Source organism: Rhizobium sp. RM (genome assembly GCF_013390595.1).
Taxonomy (GTDB): Bacteria; Pseudomonadota; Alphaproteobacteria; order Rhizobiales; family Rhizobiaceae; genus Agrobacterium.
The window spans coordinates 1,222,893-1,244,258 of sequence record NZ_JACAWV010000022.1; the positions used below are offsets into that span (position 1 = coordinate 1,222,893).

Genomic DNA, 21,366 nt, shown 5'->3' on the forward strand with positions numbered 1-21,366 from the left:
ATGACATCCCCCACCGGTCGTATCGTTTACCTCAATGGTGCATTTCTGCCTGAGGCAGAAGCGCACCTGTCCATCTTCGACCGCGGCTTTCTGTTCGGCGACGGCATTTACGAGGTGACCTCGGTTCTCGAAGGCAAGCTGATCGACAGCGATCTGCACATGGCTCGACTGGAACGCAGCGCCCGTGAGATCGACGTTGCCCTGCCAGTCACGACGCTGGAAATCGTTGAGGCCGAGAAGCGGCTGGTTGCTGAAAACAACATCACCGAAGGTCTGATCTATCTGCAACTGACGCGCGGTGCAGAAGACCGAAACTTCCTCTTTTCAGCGGATCTCAAGCCGACGCTGGTCATGTTCACACAGGCCAAGAAACTGCTTGGCACCGGCGCCGAGGAAAAGGGCATCGCGGTCAAATCCGTGCCTGACCAGCGTTGGGAACGTCGTGACATCAAGACCGTGTGTCTCCTGCCGCAGGTCATGGCAAAGCGTATCGCCAAGGCGGAAGGCTGCGATGAAGCCTGGATGATCGAAGACGGTTTCGTAACCGAAGGCGCGTCCTCGACCGCTTACATCATCACCGGCGACCGCAAGATCGTTACGCGCGGCAACAGCAACAAAACCCTGCCGGGATGCACACGCCTTGCCGCACTCCGTCTGGCTCAGGAAGAAGGCTATACCCTTGAGGAACGCCCCTTCACGCTGGAAGAAGCGCTCAACGCCGATGAAGCATGCCTGAGCAGCGCCTCGAACTTCGTTGTTTCCGTAACGAAAATCGACGGCAAGGCTGTTGGCACTGGCAAGCCCGGCCCGATGGTTCAGCGCCTGCGTGATCTCTATCTCGAGAACGCCCGCCGTACGGCAATCTGACATACGCAAATCGGACCGAAACGCTCGAGGCTGTTTCGGTCCGATGTTTGATCTCGACAGTAAGCACGCGCTCTAAAATCGAGACACGTCTAATCGGCAACGGCCCAGATGCGTTCGACGATCGGACGGCGGTTTTCTCTGGAACGATAAAGCCGGATATCAACGCGAATATCCCAGCTTTCATCGGCAGCACGCACGAGAATGCCATTCTCCAATTCCTGCCGCATCAGGCTTTCCGGAACCCAGGTCACGCCCCAGCCGGCCATTGCCATGGCTTTCAGACCCACCGACATGCTGCCCTCATGCACACGCTCGAATTTCGGCAGGCGCGCGCTCAACAGGTCATGCAACAGCGGCCCGAAAAACGATGCCTTTTCATAGTCCAGATAGGCAAAAGGCTGCGTTTCAGCGGTATCGATACGGTGGAGTGGCAGCCCCTTCGCATCGGGCGCAGATACCGGGATGATGTTTTCATTGCCGAGCACCCGAAACTCGAACATCTGCGCGTCGAGCATGACGGGTACTTCATGATGCGCGTAGGTCAGCAGGAAGTCACTGTGACCATCCACCAGTGAATTGAGGTTTTCTTCCATGCTGCCGGAATCCGGTCGCAATGCGGAAAACAGCGGCCCGACCTGATCGTTCACCCGCTTCAGCCAATCGGGGAAAAACGTAAAGGAAAGTGTGTGCAGCGCAGTCAACCGCACCGTTTTGGCATCGGCACCGTCTTCCTGCAGCAAGGTACGGCGAGCATGGTAGAGCTGCTTCAGCGTCTCCTGCGCGACGGGCACAAATTTTACACCCGCTTCAGTCAGTCGTGACGGATAGGAGGCACGATCGACCAGCGTCGCGCCAACCCATGCCTCAAGCTGCTTGATGCGGCGGCTGAAAGCCGATTGCGTAACGTGACGCTCGTCGGCCGCCTTCGAAAAGTTCAACGTTCCGGCAAGCGCCAGGAAATCCTCAAGCCATTTGACTTCCAACGGCCTATTCTCCCAACAAAGATAACTGCCCGGTCTCCATGCGAAGACCGGCATTTATTAGGATCATTCGGGCCGCTTTGAAATCCCCTTTAGGAGATGCGCGAATATTCGATCATTCGCGCCCGGCTCGAAACGAGTTCAATGCGATTGTCATCAAGCCGGTTCAGGCAGATCCGCTTCGTCCACGGACCATCGACCAGCGTGAAGAGGAAACGGCCATTGCCGAGCGCCATCAACGGCATCGAACGGCGGGTCGGGCCGACACCCATCGTCAAAACCGCACCGGAAATTTCAAACTCCGCGCCTTCACTCGACGACCAGCGACCGGAGAGCGCCTGTGGCACAGGATGGTTTTCGACCGGCACAAACCGCCGTGGGGCGTGGCCTGCCTCACCAACAATGGCATCGCCTTCCTGTCTCAGCCGCATAGGGGACGATGCGGAGCGGGACGAGACCCAGCCATCACCATCATCATAGAGTGTGTCGTCGCCGTCGATGAAGGTTGAGGTGCTTCCCTTGACTTCAAGCCACCAGGGACCGTTGTCCGTGACATACATGCCGTCCGGCAAAGTGCTGGAGGCAACCGGCAAGGGTAATCCAGTCAACGCCGCCATGCTCTCCAGCGCAATCTTGAAACCGTTGGTATCCTCGCGGTTCGAGACAACCACAAAACCTGTCCCATTGTCCGGATCGAGCAGGAAATAGGTCTTGTAGCCAGGATGCGATCCACCGTGACCAACGAAACGTCGTTCACCCAGATGCGACCAGCGCAGGCCGAGACCGTATTCGCTCATGCGGCCATCTGCCAAAGAGCGCTCCGCAGAAAGCTGGTTCAGAACATTGTCAAAGCTACCCTCACCGCGCATCAAACCCTGCAGCCAGCGGGTCAGGACTTCCGCGCTTCCGGCGAGGCTGCCGGATGCGGAAATATGCAGGCCAGCGGCCGAAAGCTGCCAGCCGGTCTCGCCCTTCCAGTAACCGGGCACAAGACCATTGACGGGGTCGTTCCAGACGTCTGGCGCCTTCAGGAAGGTGTCGAAGGGTGCAGCAATCTGTTCCTGTACGAAATCATCGAAACGGAAACCATTTCGCTCCAGGGCTGCCTCAACGAGGCGATACCCGGTGTTGGAATAGGATACCTCGCTGCCGGCCGCAAAGTTAAGACGTGTGAGGCGCGACAGATATTCCAGAAGAGGACCCGCCTTGGTTTCGGTAAAGACGGACAGGCCGAGAAGCGAGAGGCATTCACGGGTATCCGGCAGACCGCCGCTCATGTCCAGCGCCTGCCCCACCGTCACATCGCTGAGCGGGGATTGCAGTTCCGGCAGATGCTTTCCGAGAGGATCGTCAAGGCCGATCAGATCGGAATGCGCCAGCACCATGGCGCAGAACACGTGCTTGGTAACGGATGCGTAACGCACCACGCTTTGCGGCGTGAAGGGCGCGAAGGTCGAAAGGCTCTCGACACCACCCGAATGGGCAAAGCGGATACCCTGCAGATCAAAGCCGATGACCGCACCGCCGGGCTCATTGCCTGCCCATTGCGATACAAAACCCTGTGCGATTGTGGACGCGCCGTTCCAGTCGAATTGCTGTGACATGTTTCCGTCTCGTATTTCCGAAAAAAGAAAGCCGGCATCAAGCCGGCTCTTCCAATCTTATGCTGAGGCTGCGCAATTCAGCCGTATGCTCATGTTTCGTCCGGCCTTCACGCAGATCTTCCGCGCTCAACTGCTCCACCATCTCGCCGTTCAGCATCACACCCACCTGCGGGCAAAGATGCGCGATAACCGCGAGATTGTGGCTGACGAGGATATAGGTGAGGTTTCTGGCCGCACGCAAATCCGACAGCAGGTTGAGGATTTCCGCCTGCACCGAAACGTCGAGCGCCGATGTTGGTTCATCGAGCAGCAGGACCTCGGGATCAGCGATCAGCGCACGGGCAATCGCGACACGCTGACGCTGGCCACCGGAAAGCTGGTGAGGAAAGCGGAAACGTACGGCCTGCGGCAAAGCCACGTCCGACAAGGCTTGCTGGATGCGCTTTTCGATATTGTCCATGCCGTGAACCAGCGGAAGCTCGCTCAGGATACGGTCAATGGTCTGGCGTGGATGCAACGAACCATAGGGGTCCTGGAACACCATCTGCACCTGCCGGAAAAATTCCGGCGTGCGCTTCAACGGTGCATCCTTGCCGCCGAAGGCGATACGACCTTCCCAGCTTTCATTCAGACCCGCCATGGCACGCAGGATCGTGGACTTGCCCGAGCCGCTCTCACCAACGATGCCAAAGCTGCCGCCCTTTTCCACGGAAAAGGAAACGCCCTTGACCACTTCGCGGTCGCCGAACTTGATACGCAGATTTTCGACATCAATCATTGGCTGGACCACGCTGCATCACGGTTGAGAACGGGAAGACGCTCGCGCGGATGCGTCAGCGAGGGAATGCAGTTCAACAGACCCTTTGTGTAGGGATGTTCGGCCTTCAGAAGTTCCGAAGCCTTCAACTCTTCCATCACGCGGCCGGAATACATCACCGCAACACGGTCGCAAAAATGCGAGACGAGCGGCAGGTCATGGCTGATGAGGATGAGGCCCATGCCGCGTTCCGACACCAGTTCCTCGATCAGACGCAGAATTTCCGCCTGTACCGTGGCGTCGAGCGCACTGGTCGGCTCGTCGGCGATCAGAAGCTCCGGATCGGGCGCCAGCATCATGGCGATCATGACGCGCTGGCCCATGCCACCGGAGACTTCATGCGCGTAGGAACCAGCGACCTGACGCGGATTGCGGATCTTCACCTGATCCAGAAGCCCGATCGCCGCTTCCATCGCCGCACGCTTGCTGCCACCCTTATGGGTCCGCCAGGCTTCAGCAACCTGCGTGCCGATCGTCTTGACCGGATTGAGCGAATATTTCGGGTCCTGCAGAATGAAGCCTGCGCGCTTGCCGCGGATCTGGCGCATCTGCTTTTCGCTGGCCGACAAAACGTCGATACCATCGAAGGAAAGCTTGTCCGCCTTGATATCGGCAATTGGTGGCAAAAGCTTCATCAGCGCACGCGCCGTCAGACTCTTGCCGGAACCGGATTCACCGACGATACCAAGCTTTTCCGTGCCGAGTTTCATGGACACACCACGCACCGCCTCGAAGCGACTGGTGCGGGTCTGAAACGCGATTTTCAGGTTTTCAATTTCGACCAGCATGGCTCATTGTCCCTTCGGGTCGAGCACATCGCGCAAGCCATCGCCGAGGAAGTTGAAGGCAAGCGAAACGAGGAAGATGGCAATACCTGGAATGGTGGCGACCCACCATTGCTCAAAGATAAAGCGCTTGGCGGTAGCAATCATCGCACCCCACTCCGGAGACGGTGGCTGCGCACCCATGCCGAGGAAGCCAAGGCTGGCGGCCGTGATGATGATCGAACTCATGTCGAGCGTGATGCGCACGATCAGGCTCGGCACGCAGAGCGGCGCGATATGGCGGGCAATGATGCGCCAGGCCGAGGCACCGGTCAGGCGGTAGGCCGCAACGAAGTCGCTGCCGCGAACCGTCATGGTCTCGGCACGCGCCAGACGCGCATAGGGCGGCCAGGCGGTCAGTGCAATCGCCAGGATAGCGCTTTCGACACCGGGCTTCAGAGCCGCAACGAAAGCCAGCGCCAGGATGAGACGGGGGAACGCCAGGAAGACGTCCGTCACGCGCATCAGCACGGTATCGACGACACCACCGAAATAACCGGCGATACAGCCGATCGCCAATCCGATCGGCGCCACGAGAACGACAACGGCGATAACCATGCCGAGCGTCACGCGACCGCCGTAAAGGATGCGCGAGAGAATATCGCGTCCAAGCTCATCCGTACCGAACCAGTGTTCGGCGCTTGGGAACGCAAGGCGATTGCCGAGGCTCTGCGTCGCCGGATCGTAGGGTGCGAGCACCGGCGCAAGCAGCGACAGCACGATGAACAGCAGAATGATCGTCAGTCCGATCACCGCCAATGGATTGGATTTGAGGCTGAGCCAGATGCGATAGCGGTTTCCCCACGCCGCTTGGCGACGGGAATGCGGCGTCTCATCGAGTGCCCAGTTTCTGAAAGTAGCAAGCATCATCGAACGCGCGGGTCCATTACTCGGTAAAGTACGTCTGCGAGCAGGTTGAGGGCGACATAGATGAGGCCGATCAACAGGGTTGCCCCGACGACAGGGTTCATGTCTGCGTTCATAAGCGACACGGTGAGGTATTGGCCAAGCCCAGGCCAGCTGAACACGGTTTCGGTGACCACAGCGCCTTCGAGAAGGCCGGCATAGGTGAGCGCAAGAACCGTGACGAGCTGCACGGCAACCGTCGGGAACGCATGTCCCCAGATGACGGTCAAAGCCGAGAGCCCCTTGGCGCGGGCGGTGATGACATATTCACCTTTCAGCGCATCGATCATGAAGGCGCGCGTCATGCGGGTGATATAGGCCATGCTGAAATAGGCAAGAATGCAGACCGGCTGCACCATGTGGGCGATGGCGTCGTAGAACGCATCCCAATCGCCAGCCAGCAACGTATCGACGCTCAGCAGCCCGGTAACCGGATCGATCATCCCGTCGAAAATGATGTCTTGCCGGCCAGGTCCCGGCGCAACGCCAAGCGTTGCGTAAAACACCAGCAGCGAGATCAGGGCCAGCATGAAGACCGGCACGGAGTGACCGGCCAGACAGACGACGCGGATGACCTGATCGGTCAGCTTGCCCTGACGAACGGCGGCCCAGACACCGAGCGGAATGCCGATCAGCGCCGCAATGATAAGCGCAGCCGTGGCGAGCTCGAAGGTGGCGGGGAACACGCGGGTAATATCCACCCAGACCGGGTTGCGGGTCAGAATGGAGTTGCCGAAATCGCCGTGCAGAACCTGCGAAACATAGTGGAAGAATTGGACGACCAGCGGCTGATCGAGGCCCATTTCGGCCCGGACCCGCACAATGACATCCTCGGGCGCGTTGTCGCCGACCGCCGCAATCACGGGATCGACGGGCATGACGCGCCCGATCATGAAGGTGATGACCATCAAACCGAACAGCGTCAGAATGACGCTGCTCAGTGTCGACGATATGCTTTTAACGCGCTTGTTCAATGTCACGCTTTCTTCGCATCGTGGTAGGAATTTCCCTCGGACAGAACGCCGAGTTCGAAACCGGAAACGCCCTTGCGGAAAGCTGCCGTCTTCGTTGTCTGGAACATGAACACGAAGGGGCTGTTTTCCATGTGGTCGCGCTGCAGGGCTTCATAAAGCTCGACGCGCTTTGCCGGATCCTTCTCGTCGCGGGCAGCTTCAGCCTTGGCGGCGAAATCGTCATTCTTGAAGCGCGAGCGCCACAGGAACGGCTTCGACTTGGCATCGTCGGCATTGTTCTTGTTGATGTTGAAAACATCAGCATTGGAATGCGGATCGAAGTAGTCGGTACCCCAGGCAGACAGAGCCATCTGGTGCTCGCGCGCACGCATCTTGGTCAGAACCTGACGGTTTTCAGCCGACTGCAGACGCACCTTGATGCCGATATCGGCGAGGTTTGCCTGGATGGCCTGCGCCAGATCCGGGTAAGGCTGCGCGGAATAGTGATCCATGCTGATCTCGAAACCATCGGCAAGACCGGCTTCCGCCATCAGAGCCTTGGCCTTCTCGACATCGCGCTGGTACGGAACGTCGTTGACGGCGCCCGGGAAGCCCTTCGGCTCGAAGCTCTGGTGAACTTCATGGGTCAGCGGCACGATGTTTTCCTGCATGCCCTTGTAGTCCAGCGCCCACTTGATGGCCTGCCAGACCTGCGGCTTCGCAAGGTTTTCGTTGCCCTGGTTCAGCGAAATCAGAACCAGCGATGCGATGCTCTTGCGCTCAAGCACGATGTTTTCATCGTTCTGAACGGTGCGAAGCTGCTCGGACGTCAGGTCGCGCGCAATATCGATATCACCCTTCTGCAGCATCAGAAGCTGCGAGGACGGGTCCGTCACGTGACGCAGGATGATGCGCTTGAGGTTGCCCTTGTACGGGCCATTTGGATTGAGCGTCAAAGCCACGCTCTCGCTCGGCTTCCAGGACTGCAGCATGAAATCGCCAGAACCGGCGCTGTTCTTCTGCAGCCAGCCATTGCCGAGGTCTTCGCCGTTGGCGTTCTCGAGTACAGCCTTCTTTTCGACGATCGCACCGATATTGGCCGACAGGCAGTACAGCAGGAAGGAGATTGCCGTCGGCTGGGCAGTCGTCAGCTTCACAGTCTTGGCGTCAGTGGCAACGATGGTGGTTTCGGCGTTGTCAGGTGTGAAACCAAACTGGCTGATGATGAAGGCCGGGCTCTTGTTCATCTTGATGGCGCGCTGCAGCGAGAACGCGACGTCCTCAGCCGTAACCTTTGCACCGCTGGAGAAGGTTGCCTCTTCACCGATCGTGAAGGTGAAGACCTTGCTGTCAGCATCGGCTTCCCACGCGCTTGCGATCACCGGATCGACCTTGGTGGAATCTTCACGGTTGGCGCGCACCAGCTTCTGGTACATGTTGCTGATGATTTCGCCACCAACGGCTTCGAAACCTTCATGCGGATCGAGGCTCGTCATGTTGTCCAGCTGCTGCGCGACAACGAGAATGTCCTTTGGCGTGTCAGCGAAGGACAGGCGGGCATAGGACAGGAATGGTACTGCAGCGCCAGCGATCAGCAGGTTGCGTCTAGAAATCATCAGAAAATCCCCTTTCGGACCTATTATCGAGAAAAAGATCGGAGCTTTGCCCCAATCCAGTCGTTATTTTTCTTTTTTTCGCGATTACCACGACGGATTGAGGCCACACCAATTCCAAATTTGGCAGGCCCTATGCAGGGATTGCATCTGCTCGCACCTTGAAATTTCGCCCGCGAAGGCAGACAACGCTGGCATCTCCACTTCCTTTGCTTCCGAAATTTTCCAGGGTGATGCGAACATGACAAGCGAAACGGCCATTCCCGTATTCGACGGACATAACGATGTGCTGCTGAGATTGTGGCGCTCAGGCAATCCGTCGCCGGAGACGCTTCTGGTGGACGGTGACACCGTTGGCCATATCGATCTTCCGCGTGCGAAAAAGGGCGGTCTGGCGGGTGGCCTCTGCGCAATCTATGTTCCCTCGCCCAGCATGGAAAAAGATGCAAATGGCGATTTTCTCGCACCTGAGCAGTGCGATGCGCTTGCCGCGACACTCTCCATGGCGAGCCTGTTGTTCCGTGCCGAGAAGAAGTCCAACGGCGCGCTGAAGGTCTGCCGGACTGCCGCAGATATTCGCGACGCCATGGCAACCGGTGCATTCGCATCGGTCTTCCATATCGAGGGCGCCGAAGCGATCGCCGGTGATCTGGATGCGCTCTACGTTCTGCACCAGGCTGGCCTGCGTACCCTTGGCCCGGTCTGGAGCCGCCCGAACATCTTCGCCTACGGCGTTCCGTTCCGCTTCCCTTCCACCCCGGATATTGGCCCTGGCCTGACGGAGACCGGCAAGCGGCTGATCAAGACCTGCAATGAACTGAAGATCATGGTCGACCTGTCGCACATGAACGAGCAGGGCTTCTGGGACATCGCAAAGATCACCGACGCACCACTCGTGGCGTCCCATTCGAACGCCTATGCTCTGTGCAATCACAGCCGTAATCTGACCGACCGCCAACTCGATGCGATCCGCGATACGGGCGGACTTGCCGGCATCAACTTCGGTGTTCTTTTCCTGCGTCAGGACGGTGTGAAAAACCCGGATACCGATCTTGGCGAACTGGTGCGCCATGTCGATTATATCGCCAACCGCATCGGTATCGATCACGTTGCACTTGGTTCGGATTTCGACGGCACGACAATCCCGGCATCAATGAAGGACGCTGGCGATCTGCAACTGCTGGTCAAGGCGTTACGCAACAGTGGTTATGACGATGACGCCCTTGCCAAGATTTGCCACGGCAACTGGGTTCGCGTGCTGGAAAAAACCTGGGGCGCTTAAGACGCCCGAGGTTAATCTCAATTGCTCCGGCGCAGATGCGCCGGAGACAAGGGCGGCAAGGCTCAAGCCTTTGCCGCTTTCTTTTTGCCCGTTGCGCGAAACGCGAGAAGGCCGCCAACCAGGGCGAACATCGCCCACTTGAGCGGCAATGCATCCGCCGTCTCGCTGCGGATCGGCAGGACGGTGACAGTGCCGGGGCTCGATTCATATCCGGTCTGCCCGCTGGCCTTTGCATCGGCAATCTGCTGTGGCGAAACAACCCATTCCGCTCCCCGCATCTTGTCGTACGTCATGAAACCACCGCCGGCGACAACGGCAACAACGAGTGAAATCACGATTCTTGTGGGCATGTTCATAAGCATCTCCTTCAACTGAAAGGAGCGTGTAGTCGCATCAAACAACACCACCAAGCAACCAGCACGTTTAATTTTGCACAGTTTGGGACAATGGCAAAAAACGCGCATCTCCTGGTTGCTTTTTATCGCTCAATCTGGCGAAATCCCTTAAAAACCAAGCCCAAAGTACACATCGACAGTTTACGCGTTTCTGCTAATCACATTTCCCGAATGACACCGAAATGGCGACACAATCCTGTGGTTCGCCAGTCATCACATCGGCGCCGGCAAGCAGGGCAACATGGCAGACAAGAGCGAAGTAGCGCAGACCGAAACAGCTGAAGCAGAAGCTGAAGGCTTTTTTGCCAGACATCGCCCCTACATCACGGCAGCGGCAATTACGCTGATCTTCGTGATGATGACCGTCGCGATCTATCAGCTCACATCTGAGGTCCGCTATGACGACGTGATCGCGGCGTTGATGGGGACATCGATCACCTCGATCCTGCTGGCAATCCTCTTTACGGCGCTCAGTTTCCTGGCACTGATCTGGTATGATGCCAATGCCATTGAATATATTGGCAGAAAAGTTCCGTTCCATTCCATGGCAGCAACGGCCTTCGCCGCTTATGCCATTGGCAATACGGCAGGTTTCGGCCCCCTGAGTGGGGGAGCTATCCGCTTCCGCGCCTATTCGCGACTGGGCCTTTCCCCGGGTGAAATCGCCCGTGTCATTGCCTTCGTCACCCTCTCTTTCGGGCTTGGTCTGCTATCCGTCAGTGCCATTTCAACATTCATCGTCGCACCGCGAATTGCCGCAATCATCAATGTCGATGCTGCTGTGTTGCGCGCTGCGGCACTTGCCATCATCGCCATTCTGGTGCTTGGCGCCTATTTCGGCCGCAACGGCAAAGCCATTCGTTTGGGAAGCTGGCGCTTGCGCCTTCCAGACAGCCGCACCTCCTCACGCCAGTTTCTTGTCTCGGCCCTGGATATTGCAGCGTCGGCATCCGTTCTCTACGTGCTTTTGCCGGAAACCCACCTCGGTTGGCCGACATTTTTTGCAATCTACGCGACCGCAGTCGGTCTCGGCGTGCTCAGCCACGTTCCGGCGGGCCTTGGCGTTTTCGAGACCGTGATGGTTGCCGGTCTCGGCAATGCCATCAGCATTGATCAACTGCTGGGCAGTCTCGTCCTCTACCGTGTCATCTACCACGTCCTGCCGCTGGTCGTCGCCATTCTGGTGATGATCGCTTCCGAAATGAAGCAGTTCGCAGCCAGGCCGCTCGTCTCGGATATCGGCCAGCTTGCCGTCAGGCTCGCTCCGCCCTTGCTTTCCGCCTATGCAATGCTCCTCGGCGCCATGCTGATCTTCTCGAGTGTTACGCCCACGCCGGACAGCAACCTCGATTTCCTTGCGAATTTTGTCCCCCTGCCGATCATCGAAGCCGCCCACTTCCTGACAAGCATCATGGGCCTCATCCTGGTCGTTTCATCGCGCGGCCTGGGTCAGCGCCTTGATGGAGCATGGTGGATTGCACTCGTAGCGGCTTCTGCCGCCCTCGTATTTTCACTTCTCAAGGCCATCGCCGTCTTCGAAGCGGCTTTCCTCGGCATCTTCATCGCGGCACTTGTCGCCAACATGCGCAGCTTCAACCGGCACGCATCGCTCATCAAACAGGCGCTGGGGCCAAGCTGGCTCGGCGCCATGACTGTGATCGTCGCCGGCGCAGCCACGATCCTGCTCTTTGTCTATCGCGACACCGACTACAGCCACGCATTGTGGTGGCAGTTCGAGTTCTCAGAGGAAGCGCCGCGCGGATTGCGTGCCGTATTGGGTCTGGTTCTGGCCTCTTCGACCATCGCGATCTTCAGTCTCATGCGCCCGGTCCGCTACAAGCCGGATGCCATCCAGGCGGATGACATCGTGAAAGCGACCAGTATCGTCATGCAGCAGGACGAAGCCGATGCCAATCTGGTGCGCATGGGCGACAAGCACGTGATGTTTTCGGAGACCGGAAACGCCTTCATCATGTACGGCATTCAGGGCCGCTCGTGGATTGCCTTTACTGACCCGGTCGGCGATGAAGAGGACTTTCCCGATCTCGTCTGGGAATTTGTCGAAGCTGCCCGCTCAGCCGGTGCACGCGCCGCCTTTTATCAGATTTCCCCATCGCTTCTGTCGCATTGCGCCGATGCGGGCCTGCGAGCCTTCAAGCTCGGGGAACTTGCTCTGGTCAACCTGACGGCCTTCGAATTGAAGGGGGGAAAGCTCGCCAATCTGCGGCAGTCGCTCAGCCGCGGCGCGCGCGACGGGCTGAGTTTCGAGGTCATCGATCCGCCGCAGGTCCCGGATATTCTCGACGAACTGAAACAGGTTTCCGACGGATGGCTGACGCACCACAACACGCGTGAAAAGCGTTTCTCGCTTGGCGCTTTCGAACCTGACTACATTCTGTCGCAACCTGTCGCCGTGTTGCGAAAAGACGGAAAGATTACGGCCTTTGCCAACGTCATGGTGACGGACACGAAGAAAGAGGCCACCATCGATCTCATGCGTTTTTCGGTCGACGCGCCGCGCGGCTCGATGGATTTCCTGTTCGTCAGTATCATGCAACATCTGCGCGAAGCCGGTTACGAAAGCTTCAACCTCGGCATGGCGCCCATGTCAGGCATGTCGAAGCGCGATATCGCACCGGTCTGGGACCGCATCGGCGGAACGCTGTTTGAGCACGGCGAGCGCTTTTACAACTTCAAGGGTCTGCGCGCCTTCAAATCCAAGTTTCACCCGAAGTGGGAACCACGCTATCTTGCTGTGCAAAATGGCGCCGATGCCGCGCTGGCACTGATGGACGTCACCGTTCTCATCAGTGGAGGGGTCAGAGGAGTGATTGGCAAATGAGAAAAACCATCCCGCTGAAATGGGCACTTGCAGCCGTTGCCCTTCTTTTCCCGAGCATGGCTTTTTCGCAGGACAAACCGGCTTATGAGACCGGAATGATCCCGGCCGATCACATTATGGTGCCCGATGGCGACATCCTTGCCAGCATCTTCCTGATCTCGGATGCCAATGGCTGGACCGATGCCGATGAGGCACGTGCCAAGGCGCTGGTCGAAAAAGGCGCAGCCGTGGTCGGTATCGACTTTCGCGACTATATCAAGGCGCTCGAAGCCGACGAAGACGAATGCATCTACATGATCTCGGATATCGAATCCTTGTCTCAGCAGATCCAGCGCACGGCTGGCACAAGCAGCTACAAGCTTCCGATTGTGACGGGGATCGGCGAAGGCGGAACGCTCGCGCTGGCAATGATTGCCCAAAGCCCGCCTTCGACCGTTCGTGAAGCAATCGCCGTCGATCCCAAGGCAGGTCTGCCGCTCCAGAAAATCCTCTGCACACCGGCGAGCAAAGACAAGGTCGGCAATGAGACCGTTTACGGCCTGACCGATGGCGCTCTGCCTGCTCCTGTCAGCGTATCCTTTACGCCAGAGGCGGATCAGAAGGGTCGCGACCATGTCAACGACCTGTTGAAGTCGCATCCTGATATCGACGTCGAGGATGTAACCGACAAGGCCGCCGACGTGTTGGCGCAATCCCTGTCCGATGAGATCGACGCCGCGGGCGATTCCGGTTCGCCGCTTGGCCTGCCGATCACCGTACTGGAAACCAAACCCGTGATGGATACGATGGCGATCATCTATTCCGGCGACGGTGGCTGGCGCGACCTGGACGAGGAAGTGGGCGGCGCATTGCAGAAGGAAGGTGTTCCCGTCATCGGCGTCGATTCGCTGCGCTATTTCTGGAAGGAAAAGAAACCGGAAGAGATCGCCAGCGATCTCGGCCGCGTCATCGATACCTACCGCAAGGAATGGAAGGTGCGGAATGTGCTGCTGATCGGTTACTCTTTCGGCGCGGATATCCTGCCAGCAACCTTTAATCTGCTACCGGATCGCGACAAGTCGCACGTCGTGCAGCTAACCCTGATGGGCCTTTCCGACGAAGTCGATTTCGAGATTTCGGTCGGGGGATGGCTTGGCATGTCCGGTGAGGGCAAAGGCGGCAAGACCATCGACGATATCGCCAAGATCGACCCGAAACTTGTTCAATGCATCTACGGAACCGAAGAAGAGGAAGATGACCCCTGCCCTCGCCTGAAAGCGCAGGGCGTTGAAACTCTCGGCATCGAGGGCGGACATCACTTCGACGAGGATTACGAGGCGCTTGCCAGGCGCATCCTTACCGCGCTCAGAACGCGGTTGCCGAAGTGACGATGTGACAGTCGGCGGCAAGACTACGCGAACAGGCCGTCTGACACGACGAAACCGCTTTTCTGCAGATCGCTGAGCGTCGTATCAAGGAACTGGATCGAGCCGCCATCCGGCGTTGCGACAAAGAGTTCGTTTGCCGAAACCACCGTCACTGCGGCCAGCAAAGCAGCCTTGGATGCAAAAAGGTCGCTGCTGAACACAAGTGTATCGTCGGCACGCAACTGATCCACGATATCGGCGCCGTGGCCGCTGCTGAACCAGAAGGCATCCGCCCCTGCCCCACCTTTCATACGGTCGTTGCCAGTTCCGCCATAGAGCACGTCGTTGCCTTCATTGCCCTCCATCGTATCGTTGCCAGCACCACCAACAAGCACGTCATCACCCAACCTGCCCTTGATGACGTCGTTGCCGCCTCGTCCTTCGATGATATCGTTGCCTGCCAGGCCGGAAATCGTTTCGTTTGCGTCAGTGCCCACGATGGTCGGCGTACCATATCCGGGCCCGCTGCTGGCCGGAGCCCCTTTGACTGTCAGGGCCAAAGTTGCCGTCGCCGTCGCACCCTGGCTGTCACGGATCGTGTATTGGAAATTATCAGTCAGACTGGAGCTTTCAGAAAGGCCGGCAACCGAAGGGTTGCTTTCGTCCACATCGTAACTCCAGCTTCCATCCGCTTTGAGAACAAGCGTTCCAAAACTGCCGGTTATCGTAGTGCCTGCTGCCGTGACGTTGACGGCGGCGCCAGTGCCGCTGGCAGACAGAACGGACAATGTATCGCCGGTATCGACGTCACTATCGTTGCCGAGTACCGTTCCAGTCGCATTGGTCGCACCAGCGGTGGCCATGGCCGCATCGTCAGCGGCAACGGGCGCATGGTTGGTTCCCTTGATCGTGAACACCAGATTGGCCGTCGATTGCAGCCCGGTTTCATCACGAATGGTGTAACTGAAGGTTTCGGTCAGGGTGGAGCTACCCGAAAGTCCTGAAACCGCCGGATTGGATGCATTCGGGACGTAGCGATAGCTTCCGTCGGGATCAATGACCAACAGGCCATAGGTACCTGTCAACTGTGTATCGTTCTCGGTGACGATAACACTCGACGAACCATGCACCACCCGTGTCACAGCCATGAAATCGCCGGTATCAGGATCTGAATCGTTGGTGACGACGTTGCCGCTGGCGCTGGCATTGGCGGCCACCGTGCCGCTGTCATTGATGGCTACTGGCGCATCGTTGCTGCCAGCAATCGTAACCGTCAGGCTCGCCTTGGCCGTACCACCGCGACCATCCGAGATGGTGTATTCGAAGCTCTCGACCAGATTGTCGAAATAGAGTGCGTTGACGACCGGGTTGGTCGCAGATGGCGTAAAGCTATATGCACCGTTCGCCGCAATCGTCAGCGCGCCATAATTGGTCTGAATGGTTTGCGCTGAGCCGAGGGAATAGGTGACGCCCTTGACCACGATCGAGGCAACCGACAAGACATCCCCATCACTGTCCTGATCATTGGTCAGGAGATTACCCGACGCCGTGTTGCCCGGACCGTCTTCCGCAACCGTTTTGAGGTCACCGGTCGCAGTTGGCGCGGTATTGGCAGGCCCGGACGGAGCCGAGGGTGTGACAATGAATTGCGCTGCCTTCACGCTCGAAGCCGTAATCGCGCTCAGGGTCGCAACCGTCGCAAAGGCACCGGGACCAGCAGAACCGTCCACATCAACCTCGACAAGCGTGTCGGCACCCGACTGCGTGACGCGAATGTAGCCCGACGCAAAGGCATTTGCGCCGGTCGTGCCCGTAGGCATTGCCAGAATACCGGAAAGATCGAAGAAGTCGTCGGATCGAAAGTCGGAAACGATGTCGCCTATCTCGCTCATGCTGTTGATGACGAAGGTATCCGTACCCGCGCCACCTTTCAGCGTATCGACGCCGGCGCCGCCAATCAGCCGATCGTTGCCCTCATTGCCCTCCAGATAGTCATTCCCATCGCCACCGATCAGAATATCGTCTCCGGTGAGCCCCTTGATCGTGTCGTTCCCCCCAAGACCTGCAATGACGTCAGCGCCCGCGGTACCACGTAGCGTATCGGCTCCCGCCGTTCCGCTGATCGTCGGCTCGGGTTCGCCGCCGGTAGACGAGGCGCGAACGGAAACCGTCAACGATGCGGAAGACTGGAGACCAGCAGCATCACGGACGGTATAGGTGAAGACCTCCGACAAAGAAGCGGAGCCGGAAAGTGCCGCAACCGCGGGGTTGCTCTGATTTGGTTGGTAGACCCAGCTTCCATCGCTTTTCAGGATCAGTGATCCATAGCTCCCGACAAGGGTGGTTCCGCTGGCCGTTACACTCTGCGTCGTGCCTCCCGTCGCGTTGGCGGATAGCACCGAAAGTGCATCGCCCGCATCCGGATCAAGATCATTGGTCAGCAGATTTCCGTTGCCCGAAACGGTTTTGACAACCGAGGCCGTGTCGGCAACTGCCGTCGGAGCGTCGTTCAAACCGGTGATCTTCACTGTCACGACAGCGCTTGCTGTGCCGCCGCGTCCGTCCGAAATGCGATAGGACAGAGTATCTTCGGCTGTCTGCCCCGCGCCAATCGCATTGGTGGCAGCCAATGTCGGGTCCACCTTGTAATAATAGCTGCCGTTCGGGCTTATGTAAAACGTGCCGTATTTGCTGGCCACGGCGGTTTCCGTCATCTGAATGGCCGTTGCCTTGGACCCGTAAGTCGCCTGCGTTACCCGCAGGGCATCTCCGTCCACATCGCTGTCATTGGCGAGCAGATTGAAGGTACTGCTTACCGTTGTCCGGTTTTCTGTAACGGTAATGTGGCTGTCGGCGACGGCAACCGGCGCTGTATCGCCAGGCTCCATCACCTCATCCGGGTCTGGTGAGGGACGTGGCCCGGAAATGGTACCAGTGAGCCCCTCCGTGTAAGCGATGTAATTTGCGAGTCGACCGCCGACCACTTCGTAGGATTCGTTATCGGTATGGACCTGATCCTTCAGCGGCAGATCCTCGGTAATCGAACCGATATAGATGTCGTCGCGACTGGCCGCGATTTCGCGCTGCGCCTCCCGCACGATGTCCTGCCCGCCGTTCCAGCGGGCGTCCGAGCCGGTATAGGCGGTGTCGGCGACTTCCTGAATGAAAACGGGTGCAGAAGGATCGGTCTGCGCACGGATATAGTCCAGTACCTCAACCGTCGCTTCCTTGTAGGTCTCGACGTCGCTCGTACCGTCCATGATGCGCTTGGCATCAGCCTCTCCCTGCGCCCAGACGATTTTCAATTCTACCGTATAACCTTGCGCCTCCAGCGCGGCGATCGAAGCATTGATCCCCTGTATCGCGGCGACAGCGAGCGATCCGGGTGTATTCGTGTCAGGATACCACCAAAGAAGGTCTGATCCAGGTGCATCAGAGGCATTACCATCGACGCCACTTGCCCCCTTGGCGAAATCCTGCACGACCACGTTGTTGGCAGTCGCAAATTTTGACGACGTTCCCGTGCCCTGGATCACTGTTTTCAGTGTCGATGCCGAAGCCCCACCGGAACCAAGATAGGACGACAGGTCGGCAGCAAGGACCGAAGCACCGGAATCGTTGTCCCCATAAAGGTTGAACATGTTGTCGGCATTCGATTGACCCATGAATGCGATAAACTGAATGACTGCCATGGTCCCCTCCGGGCAAACGCCTTTTCGTTAAACTGACTGCCTTGTCTGGTACCGGTCGGAACTGATGTCTCCAGTCCCGGCTCAGTCCTCCCTGAAAACATGATTGAGCTGATCCGTCAGCGGCTTGACGAGGTAGGAAATCACCCGCCTTTCCGCCGCTGGCATCAATACCTCTGCCGGCATTCCCGGATAAAGCTTCAGGCCTCCCAGCCCCTCTAAGCTCTTTGTCTCCGGCCTGATCCGAACCGCATAAAACGGCTGCCCCGTTCTCTGATCGGTCAGCACATCCGGCGAAACGGACACGATTTCGCCGTTCACCTTTGGTGTGGTCGTGCGGTCAAATGCGGTAAAATGCAGCTCGGCTTTCTGGCCCGGCTCCACCTGGTCGATGTTGCGCGGTGAAATCTTTGCTTCCACCATCAGGCCATCGTCGCGTGGTGCAACGAGCATCAAGGTTTCTCCCGGCAGGACAACACCGCCAACGGTATGCAGCGCCAGCTCAAAAATGCGGCCACTGACCGGCGAACGAATATCCAGCCGTCCGAACTGTTCGATCACCTCGATACGTCGCGCTTCCATCTCAGCGATCTTCGCCTCGGTCTCGGCAAGATCCTTGGCGTTCTCCCCGCGCCGGTTCTCATCGAGCTGGAGAATTTGCAGCTCTACTTCGCTGATGCGACCCTCGGCCTGCGCTCTCGATGCCAGCCTTTCGCCAAGATTCCCCTGCAGTTCGGCACGGCGTTGCTTGAGTGATGTCAGGCGTTGCAATGTGACAAGCTGTTGCCGATACAGCCCTTCGACAGAGGAAAACTCCTCATCGACCGCTGCAATCGACGCCTTCAAGGCATCGATCTGCACGTTTTCACCATTGATCTCGTCGGCAAGCTGTCCTTTGCGTTCGCCGAGTTGCCGCTTCATGCCTTCAAGGCCATCCCGCCTTGTTTCAAGCAGATTGCGCTCCAGCAAGACAAGCTGACCATAGGCGGGTCTGGCCAACCCTTTCTGTGCAAGAAAATCGGGCTCGAAGGTCTCCCCGCCGGCAAGCTCTGCTTTGAGCCTGGCCGCACGCACCAGAAACTGCACCAGCGCATTTTCTATGATCGCCAGGTTTGCCTCGACAGTCGTACGGCTGAGGCGCAACAGCACATCTCCAGCAGCAACCTCACTTCCTTCGTGCACCAGCAGTTCCGAAACTGTCCCGCCGCTCAGGTGCTGCACTTTTTTAACGTTGTTCTCGATGACGATGAAACCCTGACCGTTGACGGCTCCCGCCAGCTTCGTCGTTGCCGCCCAGCCACCAACGCCACCGAACAGTGCAAGGCCAAGCCCGATGACAATGGCGATGTGACGGCGGATGGAACGCCGCCAGAAGGCGGCTGAAAGCTCTTCGCTCATCGCCGCATCTCCAGCTTGCCTGTCGCCCCGACAACTTTCAGAACTTTTCCGGCGTGGGCCGCCGGTTCCCGACGAACAACCTGCCCCATGATCACTTCACGCGGGCCAAAGGCTGCCATCTTACCCTCGTTCATGACCAGAACCGTGTCCGCTTGTGCGAGAATGCCGGGCCTGTGGGTGATCACCACGGCAATTCCCCCACGTGCCTTGATGCCGTTGATGGCACGAGACAGCGCCTCTTCCCCTTCGGCATCGAGATTGGCATTCGGTTCATCGAGAACGACAAGGAATGGCTCGCCAAATAGCGCACGCGCCAGAGCAATGCGCTGGCGCTGACCGGCAGAAAGCACCGTAAACAGCGGATCGATCTGCGTGTCGTACCCGTCAGGCAATTGCAGAATGAGATCGTGCACACCCGCCGCGCGTGCCGCTGCAATGACCTCTGCAGACGAAATCTCCTTGCGGAAACGGGCAATATTCTGAGCTATGGTTCCCCCGAACAATCCGACCTCCTGCGGGAGATAACCCATGTGGCGACCAAACCGGTCAACGTCCCACTGATCGATCGTTGCTCCGTCAAAACGCAGGGTTCCAGCGCAGATTGGCCAGATACCAAGCAGCAGACGGGCAAGCACGGTTTTGCCGGAACCGCTGTGGCCGATAACCCCGAGAACCATACCCGCAGTCAACGAAAAACCGATATCGGATATGACAGGCTTTTCGGCACCCGGTGGGGCGCTTGAGACAGCTTCAAGCGCGACGGTGCGTGATGGCAACGGCAATTCCATGGCGTTCGACTGGTCCGCGACATCCCCAACGACGATTTTGAGGCGAAGCCAACTGTGCCTTGCCGCAGCAAAACTCCGCCAATGAACAATGGCCGATTCAACCGGTGCCAGCGCTCGTGACGTCAGGATCGATGACGCAAGAATAATACCGCCAGACGCATCGCCCCGGATGACAAGAACAGCCCCGGTCGCCAGAACCCCAGACTGCAAGGCAACACGGAAGATTTTGGTCATTGTCGCGTAGCCGTTGGCAACGTCTGCATGGCGTGTCCCAGACCGACGAAACGCCGCATTGTAAACGGCCCACCGCTCCGCAACGTCGGCCGTCATGCCCATGGCCTTGAACACCCCGAAATTCAGACGGACAGAATCGGAAAAGGCCCGACGCATCGTTGTCAGCGCTGCCAGGTCACGCTGCGATTGCTGCAGACCGACATGCGCAAGTGCCGTCAGCACCATCAACACCACCACACCCGCCAGCGCCACATAACCGATGACCGGATGCAGCAGAAAGCAGATGGCGAGATAGACAGGCAGCCACGGAAGATCAAAGAGCGCCGATGGACCGGGCCCGGAGAGAAAACCACGCACCGTATCAAGATCGTCGCTTGCCGAAACTAGTTCCGGCTTGCCACATGCAAGCAGCGATCGGCGGTAAAGGATCTGATCAAGAGTGACTTCAAACAGACCGCCGAGACGCGACAGCATTCGGCTTCTGACGATTTCGAACGCCCCCTGGCAGACGAACAATAATCCGGCCAGCAGAGACAGTGCAATCAGCGACTCGATGCTGCCGCTCGGGATGATGCGGTCATAGACCTGCAACATGAAAAACGGGCTCGTCAGGTACAGCAGATTGATGAAACCGCTGACAATGGCAACGACCACAAACCCGCTCCTGCACCGGGCAAACGCCTGATGCAGGAGCGGGGTGCGGGCATGTCCCCCACCCGTCTGACGATAAAACGCGCCGTCTTTGGGCATACTCATTCGCCTGATCTGTTATTACACGAAATTCTACAGTGGCCGGTGCGTCGCAAGCAGAGCCGCATGAAAGCGTCA

At 58.2% G+C, this 21,366-nt stretch carries 15 protein-coding genes; 4 read left to right on the plus strand and 11 right to left on the minus strand.

What is annotated here, in order from left to right:
- Positions 1-867: a D-amino-acid transaminase gene (locus tag HWX89_RS22480; RefSeq protein WP_138791343.1), complete on the plus strand. Its 867-nt coding sequence runs from the start codon at positions 1-3 to the stop codon at positions 865-867.
- A gap of 89 nt (positions 868-956) precedes the next feature.
- Here the strand turns inward: HWX89_RS22480 and HWX89_RS22485 are convergent, their stop codons facing one another.
- The 7 genes from HWX89_RS22485 to HWX89_RS22515 form a co-directional block, all read right to left on the minus strand.
- A complete protein-coding gene (locus HWX89_RS22485) occupies positions 957-1,850 on the minus strand; it encodes a LysR substrate-binding domain-containing protein (protein WP_178340873.1) in 894 nt (297 codons plus the stop codon).
- An 89-nt stretch (positions 1,851-1,939) separates the two neighbouring features.
- Positions 1,940-3,451 (minus strand): serine hydrolase domain-containing protein, encoded by a 1,512-nt coding sequence (locus HWX89_RS22490; protein WP_138791345.1) that lies wholly within the window; start codon positions 3,449-3,451, stop codon positions 1,940-1,942.
- A 37-nt stretch (positions 3,452-3,488) separates the two neighbouring features.
- Positions 3,489-4,229: an ABC transporter ATP-binding protein gene (locus tag HWX89_RS22495; RefSeq protein WP_138791346.1), complete on the minus strand. Its 741-nt coding sequence runs from the start codon at positions 4,227-4,229 to the stop codon at positions 3,489-3,491.
- On the minus strand, positions 4,226-5,056 hold the full coding sequence (locus HWX89_RS22500; protein ID WP_138791347.1) for an ABC transporter ATP-binding protein: 831 nt from the start codon (positions 5,054-5,056) through the stop codon (positions 4,226-4,228). The genes HWX89_RS22495 and HWX89_RS22500 overlap by 4 nt, the downstream gene beginning before the upstream one ends.
- 3 nt (positions 5,057-5,059) lie before the next feature.
- The gene (gene nikC / locus HWX89_RS22505; protein ID WP_138791348.1) at positions 5,060-5,962 is read right to left on the minus strand and encodes a nickel transporter permease; all 903 of its coding nucleotides are present in this window, start codon (positions 5,960-5,962) and stop codon (positions 5,060-5,062) included.
- A complete protein-coding gene (locus tag HWX89_RS22510) occupies positions 5,959-6,972 on the minus strand; it encodes an ABC transporter permease (protein WP_178340898.1) in 1,014 nt (337 codons plus the stop codon). The genes nikC and HWX89_RS22510 overlap by 4 nt, the downstream gene beginning before the upstream one ends.
- Positions 6,973-6,974: 2 nt before the next feature.
- Complete coding sequence (locus tag HWX89_RS22515) at positions 6,975-8,567, minus strand: ABC transporter substrate-binding protein (RefSeq protein WP_138791350.1); 1,593 nt, start codon at positions 8,565-8,567, stop codon at positions 6,975-6,977.
- Between the two features lie 238 nt (positions 8,568-8,805).
- Here HWX89_RS22515 and HWX89_RS22520 point away from each other — a divergent pair, with 238 nt between their 5' ends.
- Positions 8,806-9,846, plus strand: a complete 1,041-nt coding sequence (locus HWX89_RS22520) for a dipeptidase (RefSeq protein WP_138791351.1) — start codon at positions 8,806-8,808, stop codon at positions 9,844-9,846.
- A gap of 62 nt (positions 9,847-9,908) precedes the next feature.
- On the opposite strand, the gene HWX89_RS22525 is transcribed toward HWX89_RS22520, so the two are convergent.
- A complete protein-coding gene (locus tag HWX89_RS22525) occupies positions 9,909-10,202 on the minus strand; it encodes a hypothetical protein (protein ID WP_138791352.1) in 294 nt (97 codons plus the stop codon).
- A gap of 280 nt (positions 10,203-10,482) precedes the next feature.
- On the opposite strand from HWX89_RS22525, the gene mprF reads away from it, so the two are divergent.
- Together mprF and HWX89_RS22535 are read left to right on the plus strand one after the other, a co-directional pair.
- Positions 10,483-13,083, plus strand: a complete 2,601-nt coding sequence (mprF, locus tag HWX89_RS22530; protein WP_138791353.1) for a bifunctional lysylphosphatidylglycerol flippase/synthetase MprF — start codon at positions 10,483-10,485, stop codon at positions 13,081-13,083.
- Positions 13,080-14,450, plus strand: a complete 1,371-nt coding sequence (locus tag HWX89_RS22535; RefSeq protein ID WP_138791354.1) for a virulence factor family protein — start codon at positions 13,080-13,082, stop codon at positions 14,448-14,450. Before mprF ends, HWX89_RS22535 begins: the two co-directional genes overlap by 4 nt.
- A gap of 23 nt (positions 14,451-14,473) precedes the next feature.
- On the opposite strand, the gene HWX89_RS22540 is transcribed toward HWX89_RS22535, so the two are convergent.
- From HWX89_RS22540 to HWX89_RS22550, 3 genes are all read right to left on the minus strand, one after another.
- Complete coding sequence (locus HWX89_RS22540; protein WP_138791355.1) at positions 14,474-18,121, minus strand: cadherin-like domain-containing protein; 3,648 nt, start codon at positions 18,119-18,121, stop codon at positions 14,474-14,476.
- Positions 18,122-18,202: 81 nt separating this feature from the next.
- Positions 18,203-19,516, minus strand: coding sequence for an HlyD family type I secretion periplasmic adaptor subunit (locus HWX89_RS22545; RefSeq protein ID WP_138791356.1), 1,314 nt, complete (start codon positions 19,514-19,516; stop codon positions 18,203-18,205).
- Complete coding sequence (locus HWX89_RS22550) at positions 19,513-21,288, minus strand: type I secretion system permease/ATPase (protein WP_138791357.1); 1,776 nt, start codon at positions 21,286-21,288, stop codon at positions 19,513-19,515. Before HWX89_RS22550 ends, HWX89_RS22545 begins: the two co-directional genes overlap by 4 nt.
- Between the last annotated feature and the right edge of the window lie 78 nt (positions 21,289-21,366).

Bases quoted from the DNA above. Each gene is read 5' to 3' on its own strand.
- HWX89_RS22480 (WP_138791343.1), top strand. From the start codon at position 1: ATGACATCCCCCACCGGTCGTATCGTTTACCTCAATGGTGCATTTCTG.
- HWX89_RS22490 (WP_138791345.1), bottom strand. From the start codon at position 3,451: ATGTCACAGCAATTCGACTGGAACGGCGCGTCCACAATCGCACAGGGT.
- HWX89_RS22495 (WP_138791346.1), bottom strand. From the start codon at position 4,229: ATGATTGATGTCGAAAATCTGCGTATCAAGTTCGGCGACCGCGAAGTG.
- HWX89_RS22500 (WP_138791347.1), bottom strand. From the start codon at position 5,056: ATGCTGGTCGAAATTGAAAACCTGAAAATCGCGTTTCAGACCCGCACC.
- nikC (WP_138791348.1), bottom strand. From the start codon at position 5,962: ATGATGCTTGCTACTTTCAGAAACTGGGCACTCGATGAGACGCCGCAT.
- HWX89_RS22515 (WP_138791350.1), bottom strand. From the start codon at position 8,567: ATGATTTCTAGACGCAACCTGCTGATCGCTGGCGCTGCAGTACCATTC.
- HWX89_RS22520 (WP_138791351.1), top strand. From the start codon at position 8,806: ATGACAAGCGAAACGGCCATTCCCGTATTCGACGGACATAACGATGTG.
- HWX89_RS22525 (WP_138791352.1), bottom strand. From the start codon at position 10,202: ATGAACATGCCCACAAGAATCGTGATTTCACTCGTTGTTGCCGTTGTC.
- mprF (WP_138791353.1), top strand. From the start codon at position 10,483: ATGGCAGACAAGAGCGAAGTAGCGCAGACCGAAACAGCTGAAGCAGAA.
- HWX89_RS22535 (WP_138791354.1), top strand. From the start codon at position 13,080: ATGAGAAAAACCATCCCGCTGAAATGGGCACTTGCAGCCGTTGCCCTT.
- HWX89_RS22540 (WP_138791355.1), bottom strand. From the start codon at position 18,121: ATGGCAGTCATTCAGTTTATCGCATTCATGGGTCAATCGAATGCCGAC.
- HWX89_RS22545 (WP_138791356.1), bottom strand. From the start codon at position 19,516: ATGAGCGAAGAGCTTTCAGCCGCCTTCTGGCGGCGTTCCATCCGCCGT.
- HWX89_RS22550 (WP_138791357.1), bottom strand. From the start codon at position 21,288: ATGCCCAAAGACGGCGCGTTTTATCGTCAGACGGGTGGGGGACATGCC.